The following is a 19,255-nucleotide window of genomic DNA, read 5'->3' as shown; positions in this document are numbered from 1 at the left end:
TCGCCGAGTGAGAGTCAAGAGCGATGGTGATAGCCTCTAACCAAACGATGACCCGAAGCCGGTGGGAGCAGCGAAGTGGACACCAGAACGCCGCGGGAGCGGTACCGCGCCCAGGTGCAGGACGAGATCAAGCAGCACGCCTGGACGCAGATCGCCGCCGCCGGGGCCTCCGCCCTGTCCCTCAACGCCATCGCCAAGCAGATGGGCATGAGCGGACCGGCCCTCTACCGGTACTTCGCCAACCGCGACGAGCTGATCAGCGAACTCGTCAAGGACGCCTACCGCAGCCTGGCCGACGCCTTCCACGAGGCCGCCGGAGCCGGCGCCGACCTCGGCGGCCTCGCACACACCCTGCGCCGGTGGGCCCTGGCCGACCCCCAGCGCTACTTCCTCATCTACGGCACCCCCGTGCCCGGCTACCACGCCCCCGAGGACACCACCCGCATCGCCTCCGAGATCATGGCGGTCCTCCTCGACACCTGCACCGCCGGGCAAGCACCCGGCACGCCGCCCTCCCCACTCGACCCGCACCTGACCGAGCACTTGACCGAGCATCTGACCGAGCACCGGGCCTGGGCCGGACAGCACCCGGCCCCGCCGTCAGAGCTCCGCCGCGCCCTCGCCTTCTGGACCCGCCTGCACGGCGTGCTCTCCCTCGAACTCGCGGGCCACTTCACCGGCATGGGCTTCGACCCCGCCCAGCTCTACACCGCCGAAGCAGAAGCCCTCGCACGCGGTTGAGTCGGCTCAGCTCGGCCACGTCGAAGACCAGTTGAAGACCAGTTGAAGACCAGTTGAAGACCATGGGCTCGCCACCGTCCACCGCTCCACCCGATTGTCAGTGCTGGTCAGGATGATGGTTCCCATGACGGACACCACCTCGCTGCCGCTCTCCGCCACCGACTACGCCGACGCGGTCGCCACCGCCGTCGCGGCCTCGGCCGCGTACTACACCGACGGCTCGACGCCGCTCGGCGACGACGAGTACGACGCCCTCCTGCGCGCCATCACCGCCTACGAGGCCGAGCACCCCACCGAGGTCCTGCCCGACTCCCCCACCGGCAAGGTGGCGGGCGGCGCCGTCCAGGGCGACGTGCCGCACTCCGTCCCGATGCTCTCCCTCGACAACGTCTTCGACGCCACCGAGCTCACCGACTGGGCGGCCGGCCTGGAGCGCCGCCTCGGCCGCCCGGTGGCCGCCTGGTGCGTCGAGCCCAAGCTGGACGGCCTCGCGGTCGCCGCCCGCTACCGGGGCGGCAAGCTGGTCCAGATGCTCACCCGCGGCGACGGCCTGGCCGGCGAGGACATCACCCACGCCGCCGACGCCGTCCTCGGCCTCCCCTCCTCCCTCTCCGAGGCGCTCGACATCGAGCTCCGCGGTGAAGTCCTGCTCACCACCGCCCAGTTCGAGGAGGCGAACCGGATCCGCCTCGCCCACGAGGCACCCGCCTTCGCCCACCCGCGCAGCGGCGCGGCCGGGACGCTCCGCGCCAAGGACCGCCCGTACCGGATCGAGCTCACCTTCTTCGCCTACGACGCTATCGGCCTCGACGCCGAGCTCTCCCACAGCACCCTGCTCGCCACCCTGGCCGCCCTCGGCGCCAACACCGCCGCGACCACCGCCGCCGCCCCGCTCCGCTGCGAGACCCTGGACGCCGCCCAGCAGCGGATCGACGAGATCGCCGCCCTCCGCGCGGCCCTGCCCTTCGGCATCGACGGCGTCGTGGTCAAGGCCGACACCGCCGCCGACCGCCGACAGGCCGGCTCCGGCTCCCGCGCCCCGCGCTGGGCGGTGGCCCGCAAGCTCGCCGCCGAGCACAAGGTCACCCGCCTCCTCGACGTGGAGTGGAACGTCGGCCGCACCGGCATCATCGCCCCGCGCGCCGTCCTCGAACCGGTCGTCATCGACGGCGTCACCGTCACCTACGCGACCCTCCACAACCCCGCCGACATCACCCGCCGCGACCTGATGATCGGCGACCAGGTCTTCGTCTACCGCGCCGGCGACGTCATCCCCCGCGTCGAGGCCCCGCTCGCCGACCAGCGCACCGGCGCCGAGACCCCCATCGCCTTCCCCGCGGCCTGCCCCCGCTGCGGCGACGAGATCGACACCTCCGAGCAGCGCTGGCGCTGCGTCCGCGGCCGCGACTGCCAGGCCGTCGCCTCCGTCATCTACGCCGCCGGCCGCGACCAGCTCGACATCGAGGGCCTCGGCCACACCCGCGCCGTCCAACTCGTCGAATCCGGCCTCGTCACCGACATCGCCGACCTCTTCACCCTGACCCGGGATCAACTCCTCGCCCTGGACCGGATGGGCGAGACCTCCACCGACAACCTCCTCGCCGCCCTGGAGACCGCCCGCAGCCAGCCGCTCAACCGGGTCTTCTGCGCCCTCGGCGTCCGTGGCACCGGCCGCACCATGTCCCGCCGCCTCGCCACCCACTTCGGCTCCCTCGCCGCCATCCGCACCGCCGACGCCGACACCCTCGCCCAGGTCCCCGGCATCGGCACCGAGAAGGCCCGCGTCATCGCCGCCGAACTCCTCGAACTCGCCCCCCTCCTCGACAAGTTGACGGCCCAGAACGTCGGCACCCAGATCACCGAGCCCGTCCTCCCCGCCACCCCCGACGCCCCCGCCTCCGACCTCCCCCTCTCGGGCGAAGCCGTCGTCGTCACCGGCACCATGACCGGCCCCCTCGCCACCCTCTCCCGCAACGAGATGAACGAACTCATCGAACGCGCCGGCGGCAAGGCCTCCTCCTCCGTCTCCAAGCGCACCACCCTCCTCGTCGCCGGCGACAAGGCCGGCTCCAAGCGCGCCAAGGCGGAAGAGCTCGACATCCGCATCCTCACCCCCGAGGCCTTCGCCGACCTCGTGGCCGACCACCTCCCCGAGGCCTGACCACCTGGACGCCACCGTCCACCGCCCGGCCGAGCTCCTGGGCCCGCCCACCCACCACCCGGCACCGGTCCCGTGGAAGCCGGCTCCGGAGGCCGTCTTCGACAGCGGCCTGGCCGACGAGATCCTGCTGGCCCGCGGCCGCCCCTGCCTCTCCTCACTCAGCCGTCGGGGCTGTCGAGCGCGGCCTCCGCGTAGTGCGGCCAGGCGTCGGCAGCGGCCACCGGGACGGCCACCCAGTCCTTGAACGGACGGTGCTTCCCTGAGGGATCGAAGAGTTCGGCCCCGGGCAGTGCGAGGGCCTCCGCGTGCGCCGGGGTCCCGTCACCCAGCCGGAAGGCCAGCAGCTCGCCCTTGAGGCAGACGAACGCCTTGCCGTGGGCCTTGAGAGCGCGCTTGCCGAACATCGCCCCGGCGGTGGCACCCCGTGGGGCGAGGTCGGTGGCGATCTCGTCGAACAGGTCGTCAGAAGTCATGTGCCGAGCCCTGCCTCCGTCGAGCGGGAACGTCCCATGACATCCAACCGGCGCACCGCCGCCGGCACCAACCCGGCGCGCCATCCCGGTCGCAGTCGCAGTGACCCGACCCGGATGGCGCCGCCGGTCCCCACGGGGTCCTAGATGCGGGACTTCCGCACCGAGTGCCACGCCGCCCCGGCCAGCGCCCGCGTCGACCGCATCAGCGAGAGCTGCTCGAACTCCCGGTACAGCCGCCAGTTGTGCCCCACCAGGTTGAGCTTGTTCGACGACAGCGACCCCGCCCGCCCGGCCCGGTAGACCGCCAGCGGCTCCCGCAGGCCCCGGGCGGGGCGCCCGTCCCGCATGATCGCCAGCCAGAGCGCGTAGTCCTGCCGCTTCGGCATGTCCGGCATCAGCCGCGTCCCGAGCGCCGCCCGGTCGTACATCGCGGTCAGCGCCCCGATGTGGTCCTGCTGCAGCATCTCCCGGTACGTCACGCGCTCCCGCGCCTCGACCACCCGCCCGTTCGGCACGAAGTCGGCGGCCTCGCCGACGTAGTCCCCGTCCACCTTGTAGTACGAGGTGAAGGTCAGCGGCGCGTCCCCCTCCGCCGCGAAGGCCAGCTGCTTCTCCAGCTTCTCCGGCAGCCACATGTCGTCGCTGTCCAGGAACGCCACGTAGTCACCCTGTGCCCGCGCCAACGCGAGGTTCCGCGCCTTGGCCGCGCCGCCCTGCCCAGGCGCCGCCTCCGGCTTCACCCGCTCGTCCTGGCGCGCCAACTCCCGCAGCATCTCCATCGACTCGTCCGTCGACGCGTCGTCGGTGACCAGCAACTCCACGTCGCCGTGGGTCTGCGCGAGCACGGAGCGCACCGACGCCCCGAGCGTGGCCGCCGAGTTGTGAACCGGCATCACCACAGAAACCAGCACCGCAGTCCTCTTACTCAAATCGGAGTCGTCATGGTTGCCCCCGCCACCGCCGACGGCCCCGGACAACCGCCGCCGACCACCCACACCACCGGGGTCGACGAGCCGCGCCGCCGGGCCACGACGTGCACCTGAACCGTACCAAGCGCCCGGACCCCGACGAATCGCGCACGGCGGACGAACCGTCAGCCGCCGTCCTCCCCCACGGGCACCCGCACGGCCCGCACGGTGTCGCCCCTCCTCCGCCGCTCCGGAACCACCCGCCCCGGGTCACGGTCCACGGCCCCGTGGGTCAGCGCATCGAACTCCGCTGGCCCACCCAACGGCACGTACACCCACCGCATGATCAGGTCGGCCCCTCCGAACGGATCGAGCCTCCCGTCAACGATCATGCCCGCCCACCGACGAGCCATCGCCCAGAACGCCCCATCCTCATCGACCAGCAGGCCCTTCCCGATCCCGAACTCCCCCTACACCCGCTCGAAGAGCTCGCCCGCCTCGGACTCCTCGTTCCGCCCCTGCTCGGCCAGCAACCGCCACGGCTCGCAGTCCACACCCCCGACCAGCGCCGCCACACCCAGCCTCGATCAACCGCCCCGCCCCGACGTAGCGGCCCGCCACCCGCTCGACGGCCAACCACCGCAGTCCGTCAACCGCCTCCTCGGACACCGGCCGAACCCCCTCCCGCCGCAAACCTGCCCCCTTTCCCGCTCTCGGGGGCTGACAGCCCATAGGATCCGCCCATGTCCCCCCGGGTACTGCGCTCCGACCTCCGCCGCCTGAAGCCGATCCGCGAGCCACGAGTCCTCTCGGTACTACCGGCGCACACTTGGACGCCCGAGCAGTGGCACCGTATCCAACAGGGCTTCCACCGCCGGGACATGGACGGCCGGTGGCACGCCTTCACCGAGAACGACCGGCTCTTCCTCCACCGCAGCTGGCTCGGCGACTGCATCTACGAAGCCACCTTCACCACGACCAACAAGGGCCACCGGATCTCCCACGCCCTGGTCGAGAACGCCGAGCACAGCTACCCCGGTCCCTCCGACGCCCGCGCCTCCACCCTGCTCGAACTCGTCATCAGATCAGTCCTCCTCCGAGAGCCGGTGGACCACCTCCACCAACGCCTCACAGACCTCCGCTCCACCACGTAGTCCAGCCCGGCCCACACGCACAGCGCGATCACCTCACCGTCCGCCCGGGGCAACCGCTCCAGCACCTGCCGCACCGCCGCGACAGCACCGTTCCGGGTGCGATTGCCTGCCGTGTCCCACTCGTAGGCACAGGCGGTGCCACCCGCAGTCCACGAGGCCAGACGTCCGGCCCAGTCGTAGGCATAGGTGTAGGTGCCGAGATTCCACGTTTGCCCCCAGCTCATCGACAGCCGCCCCGCGCAGCTGGGCCGATCAGTAGCTACATCGGCAGCAACAGGAATCACCACCGCAGACGGCACACGGTGAGCGGCCTCCCATGCCACCGGTGAAACCGATCCTACGGAAGGTCCCATGATGGCCAGAACTCGATCAATGAGCGTAACTCGCACCGACCTATTCTCCTTGCCGGAATGAACAAGGTTCCCATTGATGCACTTCCCATCGGGAACGTATCGAAATTCAATCAGCCCGGGAACATCGACAGGGGAATTCCCGCAGGTCATCATCATGAAGCTCTGGGGAATCCTACTGCTGAGATTTTCGGAGCCGGAGATCACTTCAGGGTGGCCGCAACCTCAGCCTCGAAGCCACGGCATTACGGGCGGTGTTCACGTCGCCCCGAAAGCAGGGGCGAGGTTATTCTGCACACACAAAGCATCACTGCGTTGAGAAATCACCCCACGGTCGCCTCCCTGCGGCATATGCGAAAACTTCAGAAAGACTTCGAAACGAAGCAGCGTCACCATTGCCAACCCAAAGATATCGCCCCCCAAATTCACCTGGATGATCCACCACAAACACGCCGACACTGCCTTCATTATTTACTGAAATCGGCGCCGGATTAGCCACTTCGGGCACCCCCTCATCCAGATGGACCTCGCTATCCAGCGATGACATTCAGAAACCCCCTTGCTCGCACCAGGCGGCCACTGAATGGCCAGTCGCTCCAGCCCAAGATTGGCATCCCTTTATAAAAGTTATCCATGCCATCGGAATATGAAAGGAACGTCCGATAGTCATCTTCGGCAGATTGTCCCAGCCAGCCCTCCAACTCGGCGATCTGCCCACTCGAAGCCGGTGGCCGGATACCCGGATCGGCGGCCAGCACAGAGTCCGGATCTCTCATGTAGTCATCCAGCCGCACCGAGACAAGTTCCTCAATCCACTCAATCGCCATCACAGAGCCACCCATCACCCGGAGAAAGCATTACACTCTCGCATCCTAGCCTCGGGCTTTCACGGTGACTGCTGTCCGATGGACGATCAGAAAGGAGAAAAGTGCTCCTGACCTGCAACGATGGGACTTGTCTAGGGTCCAGTCAGCTGCGTGGAAAGAAGCACTTCTCAGGTGAACACTACCGGGTCGTACCCGCGTGTCCGTGTCGAGAGCAACGGTCGAGGGATCGTCTCTCAGGCCAGCTCGGTTCTGCTGGCGGAGACGGTCCGCAAAAGCGGGCTGGATGCGGCGCTGTCAGCGGCTCTCCAACCCTGGCGCAAGCCGCGTGCGGCGCACGATCCGGGCAAGACCCTGCTGGACGTCGCGCTCACCGTGGCCCTTGGTGGGGACTGCCTGTCCGATGTCGCGATGCTGCGGTCCGAGCCCGCTGTGTTCGGGCCGGTGGCCTCCGACCCGACCGTCTCCCGCCTGGTCGACACCCTCGCCACGGCCGGGCCCCGTGCACTGGCGGCGATCCGCCGGGCACGGGCCGACGTCCGCGACCGGGTGTGGCGGTTGGCCGGCGAGGCGGCCCCGGACGCGGGCGGCGAGGTGATCGTGGACATCGACGGAGTGCTGGTCCTGGCGCACTCCGAGAAACAGGACGCCGCCAAGACCTGGAAGAGGACGTTCGGCCACCACCCGCTGTTCGCGTTCGTCGACCACGGCCCGAGCGGGTCCGGAGAACCGGTGGCCGGCCTGCTGCGGCCCGGGAACGCGGGCAGCAACACGGCCGCCGACCACATCGAAGCGGCCCGAACGGCACTGGCCCAGCTGCCGAAGAAGTACCGGCGCGGACGCCGAACCCTGATCCGCACCGACTCCGCCGACGGCACCCACGACTTCCTCAACTGGCTCACCACACGCGGACGATGTCTGTCCTACTCGGTCGGAATGACCATCACCGACCAGGTCCACCAGGCCGTGCTGAAGATACCGGCCCAGGCATGGACCCCGGCCGTCGAACCCGGCGGAGAAATCCGCGACGGCGCCTGGGTCGCCGAACTCGCCGGCGACGTCCTCAAAGGCTGGCCGAAGGGGATGCGGCTGATCGTCCGCAAGGAACGACCCCACCCCGGCACCCAGTTGCGCTTCACGGACGCCGACGGCATGCGGCTGACCTACGTCGCCACCAACACCACCGGCACCCCAATCGCGCGACTGGAGCCGCAGCACCGCCTGCGGGCGCGCGCTGAGGACCGCATCCGCGCCGCCCGCGACACCGGCGTGCGCAACCTGCCCCTCCACCAGGCCGCCCAGAACCAGATCTGGCCGGAGATCGTCCAGCTCGCGCTCGACCTACTCGCCTGGCTGCCCATGCTCGCGCTGACCGGGACGGCCCGTCGGTGGGAGCCCAAGCGCCTGCGGCTGCGGCTGTTCTCCGCGGCCGCCCAACTCGTCACCACCAGCCGCCGCCACTACCTCCTCCTCGCCCGACACTGGCCCCGGACCGACGTGATCACCAGCGCGTTCGCACGTCTGAACGCCCTGCCGGACCCCGGCTGACCAGCGACACCGCCTCACCCCGACGAGCAGCACACCACTTCCGGAGCCGTGGAACCCGACGCCCACCCGACGCGGCAGCCGGGCCCTCAACATGCCCACAGAGCAGAAGCACCAGCCAGACAGGCAGAAACGGCCCGCCAGCGAAGCTGACGAGCCGTCAAGCAAGATCGAGGCTAGCTGATCATCAGCTATATCAGCGCCCACCAGCCATCCATCAGGTCGGTCCGATACACACTCCGTCTCAGGTGCGACAGGACACCATCGACACCCTGAGTAACTCGCCGACATCGAAGCCAGTCCCACGATCGAGCGATACCGAACCGCCAAAAAGTGGGACTTAACTCCCTCTCGCGCAACACCCGACACTGGGACAAAACCCAGCCAGGGAAGACCGATGGCCCTACCGGAGAACGAGCGTTGCGCCTACTACAGAGTCAAACACCCAGGTCAGCGCCACCTCAGTGAGGTTTTCTCAACGAATGATCTTCGCGAAGTGATGTGAACCGTGCGGACGGAGCAGGGGTCCCGGTCGCGGACAGACGAGAGGCCCCTGGTAGGACAGGTCTCTCTCACAAGATCGTCCACTCAACCAGAGGCCTCACGTTGGTCACCTATGCTGCCACGCTCGACGTCCCACGCCACGTCGTCGAGTTCCTCGCCCGTCACCTGGCCGCCCACCGCCGCCGGATCGGCACCCCGAAGGGCTCCCGGGCGCTCGGACCCTTCCGACAGGCTGTGTTGGTGCTGCGTTGGTTCCGCGAGCGCGGCTGCGTGCACTGCCTGGCCCGCGACGCCGGAGTCTCCCAGGCCACCGGCTACCGCTACCTGCACGAGGGCATCGACGTCCTCGCCGACCAGACCCCCGACCTGCACGACGTCCTGAACGGTTGTCAGCGCGAGGGCATGACGCACGTGATCCTCGACGGCACCCTGATCGAATCGGACCGCCTCACGGGCGTCCGCGAGAACGGCAACGATCTGTGGTTCAGCCAGAAGCACAAGGCATTCGGCGGCAACATCCAGTTCCTGTCCGCGCCGGACGGCACCCCGCTGTGGGTCTCCGACGTCGAGCCCGGCAGCGTCCCCGACATCACCGCAGCCCGCATCCACGCACTCCCCGCCCTCTACAGGGCGGCCGCCGACGGCCTGCCGACCCTGGCGGACAAGGGCTACATCGGCGCGGGCATCGGCATCCTGATCCCCGTCCGCCGCCCAAAGGGCAAGTCCGAAAAGGCACTTCACGTCGACATCCGCATGTTCAACACCTTGCTCCGGCACGTCCGGGCCCTGGGCGAGCGCACCGCCGCCGAGCTCAAGCAGCGATGGCGCACCCTCCAGTACGTCACGCTCAGCCCAAGCCGGATCGGCGACATCGCCCGCGCCGCCCTCGTCCTCAATGGAGTCTGGAAGTGATCCGCTCCGAGTCAGGGCTGTGACCCGCGGCGACGGGATCGAAAAATCGCGCGAGCCGCTCGGGGAGCTTCGTCGAGGATGGTCCCCATGACCCACGTGATCGAAGCTCCCGATGCCGACGACGCCGGCTCCCTGGGCCCGCTGCAGTTGAGGGTTTGGCTGCAGACCTATCCCTGCGAGGACGCGGGGATCGATGAGAACTGGATCCGTGAACACCGCGGCTCTTCTGCCTCGGAGGTGGGAATCTCCCAGTGGCGGGAGTTCATCGAGGCGGCGAGGCAGCAGCCGGATCTGCTGTTCTGCCGTGTCGTCCGCTCCGAGAGGGAGATCGTCGGCTTCCTCTGCGGTCGCCGGGACGAGGTGGTCACCCTCGGGCCGATGTACCTGCTGGAGGAAGCCCAGGGCCGGGGAATCGGAGGCCGACTGATGGGCGAGTTCCTCACCTGGGCAGGGGGCACACCTATGCGCCTGTGGGTCACCGACTACAACGAGCGCGCGATCCGCTTCTACCAACGCTACGGGTTCAGGGCCACAGGCGAGCGAGAGCTCTGGCAAGGCAAACTGCCGAACGTGCGCATGGTCCGGGAACCGACCGACAACCTCAGTTGAGCCTGCACGGGACCAGATCACCCGAGACGAACGATCACCGCTGAGAAAACCTCACTCCGACCGGTATATATCCAGTGTCTTCACCAAAGAACCGATGCAGTAGCTCCGCGGTGTCAAAGGTCGTCACTGCGAACTTCAGGATGTCCCTGATGCTGACGGGGTCCCAGTCGGGCTTCGGGACAGGCAGTTCAGGCTTAGGGTCGATGGGCGGGAGGGGCCTCAGCTTGACCGGAGTGATGACACACGACCACGTACAGCCTCTGCCGGCTCCCGAACCGCCGATCGTTCCAGCAGTCGACGGTCCGACGCCGACGTCTGTACCAGGACCAGGACCAGGACCAGGACCAGGACCAGGGTGAGGAGTGCGCTTGACCTTGGTCATGTCCCAGGAGGGTTCATCGTAGGTGTACCCGGAATCGCATTTGCCCGGGTTCCCGCTGCAGCTGTCGTCCCCCAGTGGCTGGGCATCGGCGATGATGCCGATGGCCAGGCCGATCCCGCCGAAGAACTTCGGCCCGATCTTGCCACCGACGCGTGTGCCCTTGCTAGCGGCCTTCCCGTAGTTGAAGTCGATGATCCCCTTGAATGCCGTGTCAAAGTCGATGCCCGGCATAGGGACGCACACCCCCGGAGCGAGACAGGCCGAGGCGTGCCCGCTCGGGTCGGTTCCGTTGAGGGGGTCGGCGTTGGCGTAGACGTGGCGGTTGGCTTGGGCGGAGTTGGTGGTGGGGTCGAGCTGCAGGGAGTCGCGGGAGGTGAAGGAGCCACCGCCCGGGCGGTACCAGCGGGCGTGCATGTTGACGTCGCCCGTGGTGGGGTCGGTCCAGCCGCTCTGGTAGCCGAGGCTGGTGGTGGTGCCGGTGGTGGCGGTGGGCTTGCCGAAGGGGTCGTAGGTGGAGGTGGAGCCGGTCGCGGTGCCGGCGGCGTTGAGGGTGGCGGTGACGTCGGTGTGGCGGTCGGTGCGGACGCGCTTGGGGTCGGTGGTCGCACTGTCGGCGGTCAGCAGGGTGCCGGACGCGTCGCGCGTGTAGGTCCAAGTGCCGTCGGAGATCAAGTTGTTGGTTCCGCCGTCGTAAGCGAAGGACTCGTTGCCACGCTGGATCATACGGTCGAGCGAGTCGTACAGGTAAGTGCCGTTGACGTCGGTGACGGGCCGCCCGAAGGCGTCGAAGGAGCGGGGGCTCTCATGCCCCGCGGAGGTGGTGCCGGCCAGCGTGCCGCGGGCGGTGTAGCGGTAGGTGGTGCCGTTGCTCTCCGAGGCGAGCTGGTTGCGCGCGTCGTAGGTCGCGGTGACGGCACCGTTGCGGGTGCGGTTGCCGGCCGCGTCCCACTCGTAGGCCGTGGTGGTGCCACCGGTGGTCCAGGAGGCGAGGCGCCCGGCCCAGTCGTAGGTGTAGGTGTTGTCGGTGACCGGGTCGGTGGCGGCGGCGCTCTGGGTCTTGCGGGTGAGGCGGTCGTCCAGGTCGTACTCGTAGGTGGTGCCGGTGACGGCGGCACCGGCACCCGAGGTGCCGACCGTCACCTTGTCTGAGGTGGTGCGGCCGAGCGCGTCGTAGCCGAGGGTGCGGACGGAGTTGGGGGCGTAGCTACCGCTTCCGGCAACGGTCTCGGTGACGTAGTACTGGCTCTTCAACCGGCCGTTGCCGTCGTAGTCGTACCAGAACTTGTTTCCGCCACTCAACTGATCGGCACTCCAGGCCAGTTGACCGTCCGCCTTGTACCCGAACGAGACCCATCCCGACTTGCTGTCCCAGTGGTTGGTCGGTCGGCCGTCCTGGTCGTAGACCCAGGACTGGTTCACGTTGGAGATGGTGGCCGAGGTGAGCTGGCCGCGGTCGTTGTAGGCGTAGGTCTGCGGAGTGAGCAGGTTCCCGCCGGTCTCGATCATCCGGCCGGCCTTGTCGTACCGGAGGGTCCGGGTCTCGGTGGCGGCTTCTGCCCCCGTACCGGTCTCGCGGATCAGTCGGCCCGCCGGATCGTAACTGCGGTTGCGGACGATCCCGCCGGGCTCGGTGAGCTTCACCGCCTGACCGGCCGCGTCATACGACGTGGTCCAGGTCCGGTCGGCCACCGCCGGGAAGGCGGTGGTGGCCGGTTCGACAGTGGACTCGGGAAGGCCCCACGTGTTGAAGGTGTAGGTGGTGGAGTTGCCGCGCCCGTCCGTGAGCCGGGTCCGATTGCCGGTGACGTCGTAGCCGTAGGTGGTCGTGATCGACTGCGTCGCGTTGGTGGGCTCGACCTGACGGGTCAGACGACCCAGTACGTCGTAGGTCCGGGACGTGACGGCGCCCGTGGCCGGGCTGGTGGCCGTGATCACCCGGCCCTCGAGGTCGTAGGTGCTGGTCCGCGTGCGCAGCACGGTACCCGTCGGGCCCGACTCGGTGGTCCGGACCGCGTTGCCGAGGCTGTCGTAAGCCGTGGCGGCGGACTCGCCCAGCGGCGCCGTGGTCTTGACGGGCCGTCCGAGGGCGTCGTACTCGACCTTACTGACCCGACCGGCCGCGTCCGTGCTGGTGACCGGCTGGCCCAGCGCGTTGAACGTGGAGCCGCTGACGCTGCCCGCCGCCGAGACGGTGGAGGTCTGATTGCCCGCGTCGTCCCAGGTGAACCGAGCCGTGAGGTTCTGCAGGGTGGGCTTGCGCTCGACCACGGTGGCGGTCAGCGCGCGGCCCAGCTCGTCGTAGGTGGCCTCGGTGCGCCCGCCCACCGGATTCACCGTGGAGAGCTTGAGACCGGTCGGCGTGTGGGTAGCGCTCCAGACCGGCGGGTTCTCGTCGACCGGCGGCTGGAGGTAGCCGAGCGAGTTCGGTTCGACGCGCTGCATCTCGTGGCCGAGGCGGTCGTAGCTGATGCCCGTCCGCCGCCCCGCGCCGTCGAAGGAGGCCGTGACGCGCGACAGCTTGTCGTACTCGGTGCGCGCCACCGAACCTACCGGAGTGGTCCCGCCCAGCGGGGTGTACGCCGGCAGCCGGGTCTCGGTCACTCGCCCAAGTCGGTCGTAGGCCTGGGTGGCGGTCCGGCCCAGGGCGTCCTTGACCGACAAGACCTCGCCGAAGGTGTTGTACCCCGTGCTCGCGGTCGCGCTGACGGTAACCGGCGCCTGGCCGTTCGACTCGGCCTCCGCGGCGGGCAGCGTGGTGCCCACCTGACGGCCGAGATTGTCGTACTGGTACCTGGAGGTGTACTTCACCGGATCGGCACCCACCGCGTTGCCGTTGGGGCTGGTGGTGCTGGTCACCAGGCCACGCTGGTCGTACCCCGTCGTGGTCACGGCCGTCGAGCCGCCCAGGCTTGAGGCCAGCTCACTGCGGACCGGGCGGCCGGCCTGGTCGTAGGCCGTCGTGACCAGGCGGTTCTCGGTGGCGCTGACCTTCGAGGTGGTCACGGTGACGCGGTCGTCGGCGTCGTAGGTGAAGTCGGTGGTCCGGTCCAGGCCTCCGGGATCGGCGACGGTGCGGGTGGTACGTCCGGTGGCGTCGACCGTGCTGACGACCGTCGTCCTGCCGCCCCCCGTGGTCTTCTTGACGAGGTGTCCGGCGCCGTCGTACTCGTTGCGCTCCAGCACCACCGGGTGGCTGGTGCCGTCGGCCTGTCCGACCGACCGCGCAGTGGTGGTGGCGGGCAGACCGTCGTCGAAGTAGGTGTGGTCGACGGTCGCGCCCATGGCGTCGGTGACCGAGGCCAGGCGCCCCGCCGGGTCGTACGAACGGGACTCCACGGTCACGTTCCGAACGGACCCTCCGTCACCGTTCCACCCCTCGACCACCGTGGTGGCCCGCTGGCCGCGCAGCGTGTAGGTGAACCGGGTGACCTGCCCGAGCGCGTCGGTGCTGGAGTCGACCTGGCCGAGGCCGTCGTAGGTGTAGCCGGTGGTGCCACCCTCCGCGTCGGTCTCGGTCTTCAACCGGCCCGCGGTGTCGTAGGAGCGGGTCGAGGTGCGCGCGGTGTCGTTGCCCTCCACGTCGGAGACGGTGGTGGACAGCAGTCGGCCGTCCTCGTCCCGGACCTGGACGGTCCTGGCCCGGTGTGCGGTGCCTGACACGGCGTCAGTGGTCCGTGGTCCGGTCACGGTGGCGGGGCGCGAGGCCGCGTCGTACTCCGTGGTGGTGGTCACGCCGCCCGGCTGGGCGTCCGAGTACACCGTCTCCGTCGTCTTGCGACCCATCGCGTCGTACGCGTAGACCGTCCGCAGACCACTGGGCTCGGTCACCTGGGCGAGGTCGCCGGAGGCGTAGTACGCGTATCCGGTGACCAGGCCGCCCGCCGTCCGCTGGGTGGCGACCAGCCCGGCGGGGACGGTGCCACCACCGACGGCAGCCTCGGTGCCGGCCGTGTACGTGGTCCGGCTGACCCGGCCGTCCGCCAGCGTGTTGGACGCGGGGAGGCCCAGCGCCGTGTACTCGATCGCGGTACGGAAGCGGTCGTCGGCCGGACCGGTGGAGCGGGCGTCGCGGCTGGCGACAGGCTTGTCGTTGCGCGGGTCCTTGGCGTCGTCCTTGTTGAAGTAGTAGCTGATGTAGCTGGTCCAGCAGGAGTCCTTGTCCCGGCAGGTGGTACGGGACACGGTGTTCCCGCGCGCGTCCTGGCCGGTGACGGTGGCATGCCCGTTGGGGTCGGTGACGGTGTGCAGGAAGCCACCGGTGTCGTACGAGTAGGTGGTGGTACCCCCGCCCGTGTCGGTGCGCGAGATCAGGCGCATGCCGCGCTGCGCGTCGTACACGTCCGTACTGACGCCGCCGGCCGGGTCGGTGACGGTGACCCGGGAGGCCAGGCTGGTGGCGGCCGAGAGCGTGCGGGCCTGGTAGTGCGCCCACACCCGTTCGGCGCTCAACGGGTGCTGGTAGAGCGCGGCTTCGTCGACGGAGCCGTTGAGGCGGCTGATCTCACCCGGCGTGGCCGGCCACATCTTGCCGAAGCCCGCACCGAGGTAGGTGTACTTGTTCGCCTGGTGGTCGACGGCGCCGGCGGTGGTTCCGACCGGCACGCCGTCGAGGTACAGGGTCTGCGAACCGCCCTGGGCGGAGAGCACCACGTGGTGCCAGGCACCGTCCGTGACGTTCGCCGCCGACTTCAACTCACTGGTGGAGCCGAAGAACCGGCCCCACAGCTTGCTGTCCGTACCGACGTACAGGACCGGGGACCACCCGCCGCCCACACCCGCCGGGTCGTTCATCGGCCGGCTCTGGTCGCCCAGCAGCATGCCGGGCGAGGTCGTGTTGAACCACAGCTCAACCGCCAGGTCCTTGGACGCGTGCAGGAGCTGCTCCGGCAGCTGGACCCAGGAGTCACCACTGCCCGTCAGGGTGACGGCCGTCCCGTCCCCGCTGCCGAACACCCCAGGGGTGCCGAGCCGGGCGGCGGACCCGAAGGTCCCGTTGCCCGCCTGTGCGGCGACCTCGCTCGCCGCGGTCGTCCCGGTCTTCTCGTCCAGCCGCCAGAACCCGGCCGGCGAGTCGACCACCACCGCGCCGCGGTAGTTGACGCCCTGTCCGGCGACCTGCGAGGTGCGTGCCTGGTAGTGGGCGCGCACGTCGGCGGCGGTCAGGGGGTGCTGGTAGATCGCGGTCTCGTCGATGCTGCCGTTGAAGAAGCTGATGTTGGCCGGCGCACCCGCCCACCACTTCGCGAAGCCCGCTCCGAGGTAGGTGTGCCGGTTCAGCTGGAGGTCGACGGCACCGCTGGTGGTGCCGATCTGCTCGCCGTCCAGGTAGAGGGTCTGGGCAGCGCCCTGCGCCGACAGCACCACGTGGTGCCAGGCACCGTCCGTCACGTCGCGCGGCGACTTCATCTCGCCGGACGCACCGAAGAAACGGCCCCACAACTTGTTGTCCGTGCCCACGTAGAGGATCGGTGACCAGGCGTCACCCACTCCGTCCGCGTGGTCGAGTGGGCGGCTCTGGTCTCCGAGCAGCACACCGGGCGCGGTGGTGTTGAACCAGAGTTCCACCGCCACGTCCTTGGACGCGTGCAGGACCTGCTCCGGAAGCTCGACGTATGACTGACCGTCACCGGTGAACCGGGCCGCGGTGTTGTCGGTCGCCGCGAAGACGCCGGGCGTCCGCTTGGCCACGGCCGCGCCGTAGGTCCCGCCCGGGGCCCCCGCGATCTCGTTGGCCGCGAGCGCCCCGTCCTGCTCGCCGAGCCGCCAGTAGCCGGCCGGTTCGTTGGCCCGCACCGCGTTGTTGTAGAGGAAGGAGCCGCCGGTGAAGGAGGGCGCGGAGAGCGTCCAGTCCTTGCCTGCGCCGTCGGTGAGGGTGGTGACCCGCTCGGTGCCGCCGTCGTAGGCGATCTTCGTGCTGGTGCGGCCGGAGGGCAGGGTGACGGAGGTCAGCTGTGCGGTGCCGGTGCGCAGCGCGAAGTGCGAGGCGGCGACGCCCTCGGTGAGCGGGTAGTCGTAGACCGCGACCTCGTCGATCTGTCCGGTGAAGCGCTTCGGGGTGCTGCCGGACAGCGGCCACGAACCGAGCATCTCGCCCGCGCCGACGTAGGTGTACTCGGCACCGAGGTGATCGACCGTCCCGGACAGGGTGCCGATCTGCACGCCGTCCAGGAACAGCGCCTGGGTGGTCACGGCACCGGACAGCACCACGTGGTGCCACTGGTTGTCGTTGACCGCGTTGGCCGTGGTGATCGGGTTGCCACCGCCCTGCCAGAACTGTCCGCGCAGCTTGCCGTCCGAGCCCACGTACAGGACCGGGGTGAAGACCCAGGGCCCCTGGTCGACCGGCCGGTTCTGAGCCGACATCAGGACACCGGAGCCCGAGGTCTTGAACCACAACTCGACCGAGCGGGACGCGGAGGAGCTGATCGTGGCGCGCGGGAGCTCGAGGTGGCCGGAGCCGTCGAGCACGGCCGACCGGTCAGTGCTGCCGGTCGGCGCACCGGCGCCCCAGGCGACGTTCGAGGTGATGGCCGGCGAACGCTGGTCGCCCTGGGCCTCGTTGGGCACCGCCGAGCCTTCGGCCCCGCCGAGCCGCCAGTACCCCGAGGGGTTGGCGTCCAGGACGGCGGTGCGGTAGCGGGAACCGGTGCCGTAGTCGTAGACGGTGCACCCGGTGACAGCGGTGACCGCCACACCCGGCGGGCAGACCCGGGCCAGCCTGTCACCCGCGTAGACGTAGGTCCACGCCCCGGTGGCGCCGGACGCCCGGACCGAGGTGACGTGGCCACCGGTCCAGCCGAACGTCAGCGAGCGGCCCGAAGGCACGTCCTTGACACTGCTCAGCTTCCCGTCCGTGTAGTTCAGCTCCTGGCTGTGCCCGGCGTTGTCGGTGACCTTGGTCAACCGGCCGGACGCGTTGAAGGTGTGCACCTTCCCGGTCCGGTCGGTCAGGGTCCAGCCGCCACCGTCCGCCTTGCGGAGGTCGGCGGCCATGCCGCCGCCCGTGACGTAGCCGTTGGTGGCGGGCTCCCAGCCGAACCGTGCCCGGGAACCGTTCGACGAGGTGAGCAGGACGTTGCCCGGGAGCGTCAGCCAGGAACTGGACTCCACCTCGATGCGCATGTCCCAGCGACTGCTCCAGCCGGCCCCGAACGCACCGTCGGTGCGCGGGTCGAGGGAGTTGTAGCTGCGGGTCACGGCGAGCTCGGGGCCGACCGTCGGCAGTGCCGCGTCGGTGGCTGCCGACGTGTAGTTGCCGACCGCCGCGTTGAAGTCGCGGCCTTCGTCGGCGGCGGTGGAGTACTGAGCCGGCTGCGGGAGCATCGTGCGCAGGAAGGAGGGCTGCGACGTCGCGGAGCCGGGATGACCACGGTGTCCGGGTGTCAGAATGCCGGGATGAAGCCGGGGTCGATCCCGAGGGCAGCGACTTCGTGCCGGACCTGTTCGATGAATGCGGCGAGGTCCCGGACCAGGGTCTCCCAGGCCGCCGGGCTGCTCGGGTCGCCCTCGGCAAAGAGCGAGCCGACCCGCCAACCTTCTTCGGTCGAGGTGATCCGGACTGCGCCGGGCACGTCGTACGTCATCGAGTCGAACGTGAAATCGCTTCGCACCGCGTCCGGGAGGCGGAGCCAGAGCGCCAGCTCGCGGGCCAGTTCGCCCACCGGAAAGCGGTCCTCGCTCCACAGCACGCGGCCGTCGTCACCGAGGGTCAAGTCCGCCTCGATGTCCAGCAACAGCACCGGCAAGGGGGCCGTGCCGGCGGTAAGTCCACGGCGCGTCAGATCCGGCGCACCGAAGTTCCGGCAGACCAGCTCCACTGCGAAATCACCCCGTGCGGGCCCCGGCGGCCCTTCGTGCGGACAGAAACCACCCAACCTAGTGCCTCCCCCGGCAAGGTTTGCCCCATGAGGAGCGTCGTTCAGGGCCCCTCCTGCCCGATGGCGGGCAAGGAGGGCGCGTGCTCTCGGCGTGCCGGAGAAAGGCCCTCGTAGCGGAGCTACTCGGGTCTTGCTCCGGTGCGGCGAGAGTGCGCGCCGGGCGGCGCGACGGGGCAAACCTTGCCGGGGGAGGCACTAGTAGGGCTTGGTCAGGTGTACTCGCCGGTGGCGTGTCTTGCTGCCGGTTGGCGCGTTGATGGTGTGTGACACCTGGGGAGATGGATCAGGTCCGGGCGGATCTGGAGGCGTTCACGGCGGAGATGTTCGAGGCGTTCACGCGCGCGGATCAGCATCGCTGGGGTCAGGCGTACGTGCGTGGGCTGCTGCTGGACGGGCGGCGCAAGTCGGTGGAGCCGATGGCGGCCCGGCTGGGCAAGGACGGCAACCGGCAGGCGCTGGCGCACTTCGTGACCTCCAGTCCGTGGAGTCCCGCGCAGGTGAGGGCCCGGCTGGCGTGGCGGATGCACGAGGCCATCAAACCGAGCGCGCTGATCGTGGACGACACCGGTTTCCTGAAGGACGGCGACGCGTCCGCGTGTGTGTCGCGGCAGTACACCGGCACCGCGGGCAAGGTGACCAACTGCCAGGTCGGGGTCTCGGTGCACCTGGCCCGCGACCACGCCTCCACGCCCGTGAACTGGCGCCTGTTCCTACCCGTGTCCTGGGACCCGGCCTCGCCGCAGGCCGACCCGGACAAGGTGGCCCGGCGTGAACGCTGCGGTATCCCGGCCGACTTGGGGCATGTGGAGAAGTGG

The 19,255-nt window shown here is 69.5% G+C and carries 13 protein-coding genes; 7 read left to right on the top strand and 6 right to left on the bottom strand.

Annotated features, from left to right (window positions below; translation table 11 throughout):
• Positions 1 to 75: 75 nt before the first annotated feature.
• Together ACZ6ZR_RS08710 and ligA are read left to right on the top strand one after the other, a co-directional pair.
• Entirely contained in the window at positions 76 to 741 is a 666-nt protein-coding gene (locus ACZ6ZR_RS08710; RefSeq protein WP_465640798.1) for a TetR/AcrR family transcriptional regulator, read from the top strand.
• 115 nt (positions 742 to 856) lie between these two features.
• Complete coding sequence (ligA, locus tag ACZ6ZR_RS08705; RefSeq protein WP_465641064.1) at positions 857 to 2,902, top strand: NAD-dependent DNA ligase LigA; 2,046 nt, start codon at positions 857 to 859, stop codon at positions 2,900 to 2,902.
• A gap of 158 nt (positions 2,903 to 3,060) precedes the next feature.
• On the opposite strand, the gene ACZ6ZR_RS08700 is transcribed toward ligA, so the two are convergent.
• The gene (locus tag ACZ6ZR_RS08700) at positions 3,061 to 3,375 is read right to left on the bottom strand and encodes a hypothetical protein (protein WP_465640796.1); all 315 of its coding nucleotides are present in this window, start codon (positions 3,373 to 3,375) and stop codon (positions 3,061 to 3,063) included.
• A 140-nt stretch (positions 3,376 to 3,515) separates the two neighbouring features.
• A complete protein-coding gene (locus ACZ6ZR_RS08695) occupies positions 3,516 to 4,268 on the bottom strand; it encodes a glycosyltransferase family 2 protein (RefSeq protein WP_465640794.1) in 753 nt (250 codons plus the stop codon).
• A 758-nt stretch (positions 4,269 to 5,026) separates the two neighbouring features.
• Here ACZ6ZR_RS08695 and ACZ6ZR_RS08690 point away from each other — a divergent pair.
• On the top strand, positions 5,027 to 5,437 hold the full coding sequence (locus ACZ6ZR_RS08690) for a hypothetical protein (protein WP_465640792.1): 411 nt from the start codon (positions 5,027 to 5,029) through the stop codon (positions 5,435 to 5,437).
• Between the two features lie 657 nt (positions 5,438 to 6,094).
• Here the strand turns inward: ACZ6ZR_RS08690 and ACZ6ZR_RS08685 are convergent.
• Positions 6,095 to 6,334, bottom strand: coding sequence for a hypothetical protein (locus ACZ6ZR_RS08685; RefSeq protein WP_465640790.1), 240 nt, complete (start codon positions 6,332 to 6,334; stop codon positions 6,095 to 6,097).
• The gene (locus ACZ6ZR_RS08680; RefSeq protein ID WP_465640788.1) at positions 6,318 to 6,614 is read right to left on the bottom strand and encodes a hypothetical protein; all 297 of its coding nucleotides are present in this window, start codon (positions 6,612 to 6,614) and stop codon (positions 6,318 to 6,320) included. The genes ACZ6ZR_RS08685 and ACZ6ZR_RS08680 overlap by 17 nt, the downstream gene beginning before the upstream one ends.
• 171 nt (positions 6,615 to 6,785) lie before the next feature.
• Between ACZ6ZR_RS08680 and ACZ6ZR_RS08675 the strand changes: the two genes are divergently transcribed.
• The 3 genes from ACZ6ZR_RS08675 (at position 6,786) to ACZ6ZR_RS08665 (ending at position 10,181) form a co-directional block, all read left to right on the top strand.
• On the top strand, positions 6,786 to 8,159 hold the full coding sequence (locus tag ACZ6ZR_RS08675) for an IS1380 family transposase (protein WP_465640786.1): 1,374 nt from the start codon (positions 6,786 to 6,788) through the stop codon (positions 8,157 to 8,159).
• 603 nt (positions 8,160 to 8,762) lie between these two features.
• Positions 8,763 to 9,572, top strand: coding sequence for a transposase family protein (locus tag ACZ6ZR_RS08670; RefSeq protein ID WP_465640784.1), 810 nt, complete (start codon positions 8,763 to 8,765; stop codon positions 9,570 to 9,572).
• 87 nt (positions 9,573 to 9,659) lie between these two features.
• The gene (locus tag ACZ6ZR_RS08665; protein ID WP_465640782.1) at positions 9,660 to 10,181 is read left to right on the top strand and encodes a GNAT family N-acetyltransferase; all 522 of its coding nucleotides are present in this window, start codon (positions 9,660 to 9,662) and stop codon (positions 10,179 to 10,181) included.
• A gap of 34 nt (positions 10,182 to 10,215) precedes the next feature.
• Here ACZ6ZR_RS08665 and ACZ6ZR_RS08660 read toward each other — a convergent pair whose 3' ends face one another.
• Together ACZ6ZR_RS08660 and ACZ6ZR_RS08655 are read right to left on the bottom strand one after the other, a co-directional pair.
• Positions 10,216 to 17,886, bottom strand: a complete 7,671-nt coding sequence (locus ACZ6ZR_RS08660; protein ID WP_465640780.1) for a LamG-like jellyroll fold domain-containing protein — start codon at positions 17,884 to 17,886, stop codon at positions 10,216 to 10,218.
• A gap of 59 nt (positions 17,887 to 17,945) precedes the next feature.
• The gene (locus ACZ6ZR_RS08655) at positions 17,946 to 18,380 is read right to left on the bottom strand and encodes a DUF7878 domain-containing protein (protein WP_465640778.1); all 435 of its coding nucleotides are present in this window, start codon (positions 18,378 to 18,380) and stop codon (positions 17,946 to 17,948) included.
• A gap of 338 nt (positions 18,381 to 18,718) precedes the next feature.
• On the opposite strand from ACZ6ZR_RS08655, the gene ACZ6ZR_RS08650 reads away from it, so the two are divergent.
• On the top strand, positions 18,719 to 19,255 hold a 537-nt coding region (locus ACZ6ZR_RS08650; RefSeq protein WP_465640776.1), incomplete at its 3' end, for an IS701 family transposase.

This window comes from Kitasatospora sp. NPDC088742, assembly GCF_055584905.1.
Note: the sequence above shows the minus strand (reverse complement) of the source record. Positions and strands in the feature narration are given on the sequence as shown.